General features: G+C 47.5%; 14 protein-coding genes and 1 pseudogene. 6 read left to right on the top strand and 9 right to left on the bottom strand.

Features of this window, described 5'->3' with window-relative positions; all coding sequences use genetic code 11:
• Positions 1 to 274: 274 nt before the first annotated feature.
• The 6 genes from ACTHUT_RS10830 (at position 275) to dtd (ending at position 3,658) form a co-directional block, all read left to right on the top strand.
• Positions 275 to 808 (top strand): septation protein A, encoded by a 534-nt coding sequence (locus tag ACTHUT_RS10830; RefSeq protein WP_049329543.1) that lies wholly within the window; start codon positions 275 to 277, stop codon positions 806 to 808.
• The gene (locus ACTHUT_RS10825) at positions 808 to 1,098 is read left to right on the top strand and encodes a YciI family protein (protein ID WP_004519663.1); all 291 of its coding nucleotides are present in this window, start codon (positions 808 to 810) and stop codon (positions 1,096 to 1,098) included. The genes ACTHUT_RS10830 and ACTHUT_RS10825 overlap by 1 nt, the downstream gene beginning before the upstream one ends.
• Positions 1,095 to 1,367, top strand: a complete 273-nt coding sequence (locus ACTHUT_RS10820) for a BolA family protein (protein ID WP_440418787.1) — start codon at positions 1,095 to 1,097, stop codon at positions 1,365 to 1,367. Before ACTHUT_RS10825 ends, ACTHUT_RS10820 begins: the two co-directional genes overlap by 4 nt.
• Before the next feature lie 51 nt (positions 1,368 to 1,418).
• Positions 1,419 to 2,291: a peptidylprolyl isomerase gene (locus ACTHUT_RS10815; protein WP_250599752.1), complete on the top strand. Its 873-nt coding sequence runs from the start codon at positions 1,419 to 1,421 to the stop codon at positions 2,289 to 2,291.
• 44 nt (positions 2,292 to 2,335) lie between these two features.
• The gene (locus tag ACTHUT_RS10810; RefSeq protein WP_440418786.1) at positions 2,336 to 3,100 is read left to right on the top strand and encodes a peptidyl-prolyl cis-trans isomerase; all 765 of its coding nucleotides are present in this window, start codon (positions 2,336 to 2,338) and stop codon (positions 3,098 to 3,100) included.
• Between the two features lie 96 nt (positions 3,101 to 3,196).
• The gene (gene dtd / locus ACTHUT_RS10805) at positions 3,197 to 3,658 is read left to right on the top strand and encodes a D-aminoacyl-tRNA deacylase (RefSeq protein ID WP_250599750.1); all 462 of its coding nucleotides are present in this window, start codon (positions 3,197 to 3,199) and stop codon (positions 3,656 to 3,658) included.
• Between the two features lie 59 nt (positions 3,659 to 3,717).
• Here dtd and ACTHUT_RS10800 read toward each other — a convergent pair.
• From ACTHUT_RS10800 to ACTHUT_RS10760, 9 genes and pseudogenes are all read right to left on the bottom strand, one after another.
• Positions 3,718 to 4,065, bottom strand: a pseudogene (locus tag ACTHUT_RS10800) (gluconokinase, GntK/IdnK-type); the annotation flags it as partial.
• Positions 4,066 to 4,210: 145 nt separating this feature from the next.
• On the bottom strand, positions 4,211 to 4,987 hold the full coding sequence (tatC, locus tag ACTHUT_RS10795; protein WP_049350975.1) for a twin-arginine translocase subunit TatC: 777 nt from the start codon (positions 4,985 to 4,987) through the stop codon (positions 4,211 to 4,213).
• 15 nt (positions 4,988 to 5,002) lie between these two features.
• Positions 5,003 to 5,671: a Sec-independent protein translocase protein TatB gene (tatB, locus tag ACTHUT_RS10790; RefSeq protein ID WP_154953209.1), complete on the bottom strand. Its 669-nt coding sequence runs from the start codon at positions 5,669 to 5,671 to the stop codon at positions 5,003 to 5,005.
• Between the two features lie 3 nt (positions 5,672 to 5,674).
• Entirely contained in the window at positions 5,675 to 5,878 is a 204-nt protein-coding gene (gene tatA / locus ACTHUT_RS10785; protein WP_003679438.1) for a Sec-independent protein translocase subunit TatA, read from the bottom strand.
• A 35-nt stretch (positions 5,879 to 5,913) separates the two neighbouring features.
• A complete protein-coding gene (locus tag ACTHUT_RS10780) occupies positions 5,914 to 6,237 on the bottom strand; it encodes a histidine triad nucleotide-binding protein (RefSeq protein WP_250599749.1) in 324 nt (107 codons plus the stop codon).
• A 118-nt stretch (positions 6,238 to 6,355) separates the two neighbouring features.
• A complete protein-coding gene (locus ACTHUT_RS10775; RefSeq protein WP_003679440.1) occupies positions 6,356 to 6,679 on the bottom strand; it encodes a phosphoribosyl-ATP diphosphatase in 324 nt (107 codons plus the stop codon).
• 32 nt (positions 6,680 to 6,711) lie between these two features.
• On the bottom strand, positions 6,712 to 7,119 hold the full coding sequence (gene hisI / locus ACTHUT_RS10770; RefSeq protein ID WP_004519653.1) for a phosphoribosyl-AMP cyclohydrolase: 408 nt from the start codon (positions 7,117 to 7,119) through the stop codon (positions 6,712 to 6,714).
• A gap of 43 nt (positions 7,120 to 7,162) precedes the next feature.
• Positions 7,163 to 7,930, bottom strand: coding sequence for an imidazole glycerol phosphate synthase subunit HisF (gene hisF / locus ACTHUT_RS10765; RefSeq protein ID WP_036472644.1), 768 nt, complete (start codon positions 7,928 to 7,930; stop codon positions 7,163 to 7,165).
• A gap of 40 nt (positions 7,931 to 7,970) precedes the next feature.
• On the bottom strand, positions 7,971 to 8,291 hold a 321-nt coding region (locus ACTHUT_RS10760), incomplete at its 5' end, for a diguanylate cyclase (RefSeq protein WP_440418785.1).

The raw sequence follows: 8,291 nt of genomic DNA, 5'->3' as shown, positions 1-8,291 counted from the left end.
AACCAATGTGCACGCATTTAACCATATATTTACTAGATATTACGCCATGATATATTTTTAACCCATTCCTGCCAAGCAATAGAGGCTATTCAGCCTAAAATTCCTTAGCAAATCTATTACTTTTGCATGCTTGTGTTTCTTTTTTACAAATTTCGCCAACCCAAAACAAATATTTCATATAAATATGTGCGATATTAAAGTCATGGTAAAACGTGCAAAAAAACACATCTCCCTGTATGATTAGCATTTACTCAATTAGTTTCATCATTAATATATGAAGATTTTGAGCGACTTATTCGCCGTATTCTTATTTTTCATCACATACATCATCACCAAAGACATGATTGCCGCAACAACTGTTGCGGTTATCGTCGGTATTGCCCAAGCTGCGCTGACCTTTTGGAAACACCGCAAGCTGGACACCATGCAATGGGTCAGCCTGATTTTGATTGTCTTTTTTGGCGGTGCAACGATTCTGCTGAAAGACAACCGCTTTATCATGTGGAAACCAACCGTTCTGTTTTGGATCGGCGCGATCGTCATGCTGTTCAGCCACCTGGCCGGTAAAAACGGGCTTAAAGCCGTCATGGGCAAAGAAATGCAGCTCCCTGATTTTGTATGGACACGCCTGACTTATGCATGGATTGGCTTCCTAATTTTTATGGGTGCGGCCAACCTCTTTGTCTTTACGTATTTTCCAGACCAATGGGTCAATTACAAACTGTTCGGCACATTGGGCTTCACAATCATTTTTTCCATCGCACAGGGTATGTATCTGATGCGTTTCCAGTCTAAGGAGGATCAATAATGGAATATTTCATGCTTTTGGCCACTGATGCCGAAGATGTCCACGAAGCACGCATGGCGGCACGCCCTGCTCATTTGGCACGCTTGGAAGAATTGAAAGCGCAAGGCCGTCTGCTGACTGCCGGCCCCAATCCTCTACCAGATAATCCGGAACGTGTTTCCGGCAGCCTGATTGTGGCTCAATTTGAATCTTTGGACGCTGCACAAGAATGGGCAGAACAAGACCCTTACGTTGATGCCGGCGTATACGCAGAAGTATTGATTAAACCTTTTAAAGCCGTGTTCAAATGAGCAATATTCGTCAAATTATCGAGGAACACCTGCGAACGCTTGAGCCTGAGTTCTTCGATTTTGAAGATGAAAGCCATCTGCATGCCGGCCATGCCGGTAATAAAGGCGGCGGGCATTACGCCATAGTGGTGGTCAGCAACGCATTTGAAAACATTGGCCGCCTCCAGCGGCAACATATGATTAAGCAGCTTTTACAGGACTTGTTTTCAGACGGCCTGATTCATGCACTCAGTATCAAAGCGGCCACGCCGGACGAATACTTCCATTAAGATTACTGCCCAAACTTTGATTTCCAATCATTAATTTAAATGAGAAATACGATGAAAAAAACCTACTTTGCTTCAGCCTTGATGTTTGCCCTGACTTCCGGCACCCTGTTTGCCCAAACTTTGGTGACCGTCAACGGTCAAGCCATCGACAGCAGCGTTATCGATGACCAAGTTGCTTCCGTACGCGCCAGCAACCCGAACGTTCAAGACACTCCTGAATTGCGTCAAATGCTGACTGAACGCCAAATTATCAGCACTGTTGTTACCCAAGAAGCCAAAAAATTAAAACTGGATCAAAGCGCTGAATTCAAAGCTGCATTGGAGCAAGCGCGTGCCGATGCCGCCAAGCAAGGCGCAGATAAAAAAGCCACATTCAAAACCGAATGGGCAGTTTTCGAAAATGATTTGCTAGGCCAAGCTTTCGCGGCGCATATCGTCCGTCAATATCCTGTTCAAGAAAAAGATGTCAAAGCCGCTTACAACGACTTCAGCAACTTCTACAAAGGTACTCAGGAAGTCCAACTGGGCGAAATCTTAACCGACAGCAGCAGCAATGCCCAAAAAGCCATTGCCGATTTGGATGCGAAAAAAAGCTTTGTTTCGGTATTGAACCAATACTCAATTGACGAAGCTGCCAAAAAAGCCGGCGGCATCCCTAAAGCTTATGTTCCGCTTAAAGATTTGCAAGAATCAGCGCCTCCGCTTTACGCAGCTGTCAAAGACCTGAAAAAAGGTGCACACACTAAAACGCCGCTGCAAAACGGTAATCTGTACGCCGTTTTCTATGTCAACGACCGCCGTAACGTTACCGTACCTTCTTACGAAGCCGCTAAAAACGAGATTGGCAGCGACTTACAGGCAGCCCGTGTTGATGCGGCCATTCAATCATTGCTGAAAAAAGCCAGCATCAAAGTCAACAAATAATATAACGTGCCCGCCGTGATAACGGCGGGCAATAAGGAACTCACATGAACATCAAGCCCAAAACTGCCGTTTTGGCTATCCTCACCCTATCGACCGTCGGCTTGGCAACCGCCAAAGCACCTGAAATCGATCCTGCCCGTATCGACAGCATGGTCGCCGAAGTATTGAGACAAGCCGATCAACATCCCAACCAGACTGCCAAACCCGATGGTCAGGCAATCCGCAAAGATGTGGTTACACGTTTACAGACTTTGGAAATTTTGAAAAATGAAGCCATCAAGGCTGGTTTGGATAAAGATGCAGAAGTACAGAATCAGTTTAAAAACGTTGAAGCTGAGTTTTATGCCAACCAATACGCTGCTTATTTAGAACGCCAAACTGTGGTTGACGATGCCGAGTTGCGCCGTTTCTACGACCAGCAAACACGCATCATCAAGCTGCAACAAGTCAACTTCGCTTCAGCCGAAGAAGTCCGCGCAGCGCAAGAACTGCTGCTCAAAGGCTTGTCATTTGAAGAGCTGATGAAACGCTATCCCAACCCCGAACAAGAGTTCGACGGCTTCATCTCTCCGCAGCAGTTTTCGCCTCAACTGGCTACCGCTTTTGCCGACATGAACCGAGGTGATGTAACGCATGAGCCGATTCAGATGGGAAACCATTTTTATCTGTTTAAACTCAGCGCCGTAGAGCGTAATCCTAATGCCGAACCTTTCGAACTGGTACGCAATCAGATTGCCCAAGCTGTCAAACGACAAAAAGTCGAGAATCAGATCGAACGTATCTTGAAAGAAAACAGCATTAATCCGTAAATTAATTCAATGGTTTCAGGCCGTCTGAAACTATATTTAAACCCAGAGGGCGTATCTTACGCCCTTTTTTACAACTCCTTTTATTCACACAAGATTATGCGCGCTGTTATCCAAAAAGTTACCCAAGCCAAAGTTGACGTTTTGTCCGAAGATTCCCGAGAAACCTACGGCGAAATCAACAACGGATTTATGATATTGCTCGGCGTTACCCACACCGATACAGAAGCGGACGCCAAATACATTGCAGATAAAACCACCAACCTGCGTATCTTTGAAGACGAAAACGGCAAATTAAATTTATCGCTCAAAGATGTCGGCGGCTCGATATTACTGGTTTCCCAGTTTACCCTTTACGCCGATGCGCGCAGCGGCCGCCGCCCATCTTTCTCCAATGCCGCACCCGCAGAACTAGCGGATAAACTTTATCAATACACCGCACAACTTCTACGCGAACATGGATTGACTGTCGAAACCGGCAGATTCCAAACCCATATGCAGGTTTCCCTTTGCAATGATGGGCCGGTTACCTTATTGCTTGATTCGCAAAAAACATTCTAAATTCCATCGAAAAAGGCCGTCTGAAATATTTCAGACGGCCTTTCCATTTCTGATCATTACTAAATCAAGCCTTGCGCTTTCACCCAGTTCATAATATCTGCCTCAACGGCTTCAGGCAAACCCGGATTGTCGATTTTGACACCGTACTCATCAGCACCCAGCTCTTCCAAAATCTCCAGCTGAGAATCCAGCATTCCGGCTTTCATATAATGCCTCTGACGCGACAGCATACGCTCGAGATTGATTGCTTGAGGTGGAGTCAGATGGATAAAAGCCACCTTCCCTTCTGCGCCACGCAGAATATCGCGGTATTGGCGTTTGAGTGCAGAACAAGTAACGATGGAATATTTTTCCCCATTTTTTGCCTGCTCCGTCATCCAGTCACGCAAATTGCCCAGCCATGGGTAAGGTCGAAATTTTTAGTCACATCAAAAGAATTTGGGGCTGTAGCGTTTTTGTACGATTCCCCAAACATCCATCATACTTTTTCTTAAAAACTGAAGTGCCATGATACAAAGGCCGTCTGAAAAATTCTTCAGACGGCCTTAATTCTTAAACTTCTGCCGGTGGTTGCGGTGTATCTTCATCTTCCTGCTGCGTTTTCACTTTGGCAAAACGACTGAACCAAATACCTGCTTCGTAGAGCAGAATCAGTGGGACAGCAAGCAGGGTTTGAGAAATTACGTCAGGCGGCGTGATGATTGCGGCCACGACAAACGCACCGACAATCACATACGGACGCGCATTCTTAAGCTGTGCAGTCGAAACAATGCCCATTTTTGCAAGCAACACCACAACGACGGGAACTTCAAACGTTGTACCGAATGCAACAAACATGCCCAAAATAAAGGACAGGTATTTGTCGATATCGGTCGCCATATTGACGCCGACAGGGGTTACACCGGCCAAGAATTTGAAAATCACGGGAAATACCAAAAAATAGGCAAACGCCATCCCAACGAAGAAGAGCGTCACGCTGGACAACACTAGCGGCGTAATCAAGCGTTTTTCGTTTTGGTATAAGGCAGGGGCAACAAACGCCCAAACTTGATACAGCGTGTGCGGCAACGACAGTAGAAATGCCGCCATCAGAGTAACCTTGACCGGCACAAAAAACGGCGCGATCACATCGGTTGCAATCATGCTGGTATCTTTAGGCAGATTGGCCATTAATGGTTCGGCAACAAAGGTATAGAGCTGCTGGGCAAACGGCATCATACCCAAAAAGCAGACGACGATACCGATGACGATCCACATCATGCGGCGGCGCAGCTCGAGAAGATGCTCAATAAGCGGTTGGACGGGTTGTTCGTGTTGAGGTTCGGACACCGGTTGACTCACTTTTTACTTACGGACGCGCAGTTTGGGCTTGGCGTGGAATTTCGGGCGCATATCGCGTTTGCGGCTCATCGCCTGCTTACGCAAAGAAGTCGTATGCAGCGGAGGAACATCGGCAACAGGGGATTCGATATAGCTGACTTCTACCGCCGGAGCAGGAGCAGGTGAAACCGAAGCCGTCAAATACTCACGCCAAGCGCGGTCTTGCTCGGACTCGGCATTTTCAGCCTCGACAAGCTCTTGAGTTTGCACTGCCCCACCCTGCTCAGAAGTTTGGATTGCACTTTCATGCTCAGTGCTGTTTGAAGCCAGATCAGGCAAAGGATTGCCCAACTCGTCCACACCAAAATCGGCAGGCGTTTTCTGTTCGGGCAGGCGTTCCCACGGCTTGAGGCCGTCTGAAATATCGCTCAGGTTTTTTTGCGCATCGTTGCCCAAGTCTTTGATACCATCGCGAAACTCAGATGCGGCGGTTTCAAATTCCTGCTTCACCTTGCGCAATTCGTCCAACTCAGCCTGAGTATTAAGTTCCTGCTTGACGTTATTGACGAATCCTTGCAATTTGCCGACCAAACGCCCAGCCGTGCGCGCAGCTTGCGGCAGACGTTCGGGGCCAAGCACTATCAGGGCGACAACGCCGACCAGCAGCAATTCGCCCAAACCAAAATCAAACATGGATTATGCTTTGTCTTCGTCTTTTTTGTGTTCGATGACTTCATCTTTTTTGGCATCTTTGCCGTCTGTACCTTCGTTCAGGCCTTGTTTGAAGTCATGTACCGCACCGCCGAGGTCTTTGCCGACGTTGCGCAATTTTTTGGTACCGAATACCAAAACGACGATAATCAGTACGATAATCCAGTGCCAAAGAGAGAAGCTACCCATGATAAATCCTTGAATTTGTTAAAAATAGATAATAGTTATGCAGGCGTACCCATGATATGGATATGCAGGTGGAAGACTTCTTGTCCGCCGCCTTTGCCTGTGTTGATCAGGGTTTTGAAACCGTCGGTCAAACCTGCCTCATGGGCGATTTGAGGAACTTTAAACATCATTTTGCCCAACAGGGTTTGATGTTCGGCAGTTGCGTGTGCCAGTGAATCGAAGTGCACTTTCGGAATCAGCAGCAGATGCACCGGCGCGGCAGGACGGATGTCTTTGAAACAAAGCATCTCGTCGTCTTCGTAAACGGTTTGTGCCGGAATATCTTTGGTTGCGATTTTGCAGAAAATACAATTATCCATAATGGCTCCAATGGCCGTCTGAAAACGGGCGTAACGGGTTTCGACCAAAAAAGGGAAATCGTTTTTGCCCCAAGAGACGGATTCTGAAACAGGTCAAATACGGGATTGTAATATAAATTCAAGATTCTTTGCGAGAAGCTTTTTCCACTAATCCCGACAAACCTTGACGGCGCGCAAGCTCGTTGACCACATCTTCAGCGCGCAATCCGTGATGCGCCAATAAAACCATGGTATGAAACCACAAATCCGCCACTTCGTAAACCAAATGTTCGCCACCGCCATCTTTAGAGGCCATCAAGGTTTCACCCGCTTCCTCGATGACTTTTTTCAGAATCTTGTCTTCGCCTTTGTGCAGCAGTTGAGCAACGTAAGAAGCATCCGGATCGCCGCCTTTGCGCGAATCGATGACGTTTTGAATTTGGGTAAGGATAGTATCGGTCATGGTCGGTTTCTCTTATTTTCTTTCAGACGGCCTTAAGGATGTTTATGTCCGTAGATTGCTTCTTCATCTTTCAACACGGCATCGACTGTCTGCCATGCGCCGTCTTGCCAAACTTTGTAAAAACAGCTTTCGCGCCCTGTATGGCAGGCAATGCCGCCGTTTTGTTCAATCAGCATGACGACTGCGTCGCCATCGCAATCCAGGCGTAATTCGTGTACTTTTTGCGTATGTCCGGACTCTTCGCCCTTCATCCATTGTTTTTGGCGAGAACGGCTGTAATAGTGGGCAAAACCGGTTTCTACGGTTTTTTGTAGGGCCTCGGCGTTCATCCAGGCAACCATCAGCACACGGTGTGTCTGCCAATCTTGGGCAATCGCGCAAACCAAACCTTTTTCATCAAATTTTACGGCATTCAGCAGCGTTTCGTTTATGTTCGACATTCGCGTTTTTCTCCCATATTTTCAGACGGCCTTTGGATAGCAATCACAAACGCACTTCAATTCCTGCTTCACGCATGGCCAGTTTCGCTTCGCGGATACTCGCTTCGCCAAAGTGGAAAATACTGGCGGCCAATACCGCATCTGCCTTTCCTTCTTTAATGCCGTCCACCAAGTGTTGAACCGAACCGACGCCGCCGGAAGCAATGACCGGAATATCGACCGCTTCGCTGACCGCGCGTGTCAAAGGCAGGTTGAAACCTTGTTTGGTACCGTCCCGATCCATACTGGTCAGCAAAATCTCGCCCGCACCGCGCCGCTGCATTTCGACAGCCCATTCCACCGCGTCCAAACCGGTCGGATTACGTCCGCCGTGGGTAAAGATTTCCCAACGGGTGTTTTCAGGGTTGACCGCTTTGGCATCCACGGCAACAACAATCGCTTGCGAACCAAAAAAACCGGCCGCTTCGTTTACCAAATCAGGATTGGTTACAGCGGCCGTATTGATGCTGGCCTTATCGGCACCGGCATTAAGCAGACGACGGATATCGGCAACTGTGCGCACACCGCCGCCGACCGTCAATGGAATAAAAACTTGTGAAGCGACTGCCTCAATAACGTGCAAAATAGTGTCGCGATTGTCGCTGGAAGCAGTAATATCCAAAAAGGTCAACTCATCCGCGCCTTCATCGTTGTAGCGTTTGGCAACGTCAACCGGATTACCTGCATCGCGCAAACCCAAAAAGTTGACACCTTTTACCACGCGACCGTCTTTTACATCCAGACAAGGAATTATTCGTTTTGACAATGCCATACTCAATACCTCTTATCCGTTATCAGGCCGTCTGAAACCGTCAGGCCAAAAATTTGCTCAACCAATCCGGCAAATGTTGCAACAGCTGAAAATAACCAATCCCCGCTATCATTGCCAAAATGCAGGAGATGATGAAATTGCTGTCGATGCGGCCGACAATGGAAAAAATCAAACCGGCAAATGCCCACACTATCCCATTGAAAATCATCCAATAGGTATCAATAATCGGCAAATCAAACGCCGTCAGCTGTCGCAGTATCACTGCAATCAGTGTAAACCACAAACTTTCGCTTAGCGGATACACTTCGCGATCGGATGACCAGATAATCCAAAAACCCAAAACAAACGCTTCAAGCATACC

Source organism: Neisseria sp. P0022.S010 (genome assembly GCF_051956635.1).
Note: the sequence above shows the minus strand (reverse complement) of the source record. Positions and strands in the feature narration are given on the sequence as shown.

What these genes read in the sequence shown, in the direction of transcription:
- ACTHUT_RS10830 (WP_049329543.1), top strand. Translation starts at nt 275, where the DNA reads ATGAAGATTTTGAGCGACTTATTCGCCGTATTCTTATTTTTCATCACA.
- ACTHUT_RS10825 (WP_004519663.1), top strand. Translation starts at nt 808, where the DNA reads ATGGAATATTTCATGCTTTTGGCCACTGATGCCGAAGATGTCCACGAA.
- ACTHUT_RS10820 (WP_440418787.1), top strand. Translation starts at nt 1,095, where the DNA reads ATGAGCAATATTCGTCAAATTATCGAGGAACACCTGCGAACGCTTGAG.
- ACTHUT_RS10815 (WP_250599752.1), top strand. Translation starts at nt 1,419, where the DNA reads ATGAAAAAAACCTACTTTGCTTCAGCCTTGATGTTTGCCCTGACTTCC.
- ACTHUT_RS10810 (WP_440418786.1), top strand. Translation starts at nt 2,336, where the DNA reads ATGAACATCAAGCCCAAAACTGCCGTTTTGGCTATCCTCACCCTATCG.
- dtd (WP_250599750.1), top strand. Translation starts at nt 3,197, where the DNA reads ATGCGCGCTGTTATCCAAAAAGTTACCCAAGCCAAAGTTGACGTTTTG.
- tatB (WP_154953209.1), bottom strand. Translation starts at nt 5,671, where the DNA reads ATGTTTGATTTTGGTTTGGGCGAATTGCTGCTGGTCGGCGTTGTCGCC.
- tatA (WP_003679438.1), bottom strand. Translation starts at nt 5,878, where the DNA reads ATGGGTAGCTTCTCTCTTTGGCACTGGATTATCGTACTGATTATCGTC.
- ACTHUT_RS10780 (WP_250599749.1), bottom strand. Translation starts at nt 6,237, where the DNA reads ATGGATAATTGTATTTTCTGCAAAATCGCAACCAAAGATATTCCGGCA.
- ACTHUT_RS10775 (WP_003679440.1), bottom strand. Translation starts at nt 6,679, where the DNA reads ATGACCGATACTATCCTTACCCAAATTCAAAACGTCATCGATTCGCGC.
- hisI (WP_004519653.1), bottom strand. Translation starts at nt 7,119, where the DNA reads ATGTCGAACATAAACGAAACGCTGCTGAATGCCGTAAAATTTGATGAA.
- hisF (WP_036472644.1), bottom strand. Translation starts at nt 7,930, where the DNA reads ATGGCATTGTCAAAACGAATAATTCCTTGTCTGGATGTAAAAGACGGT.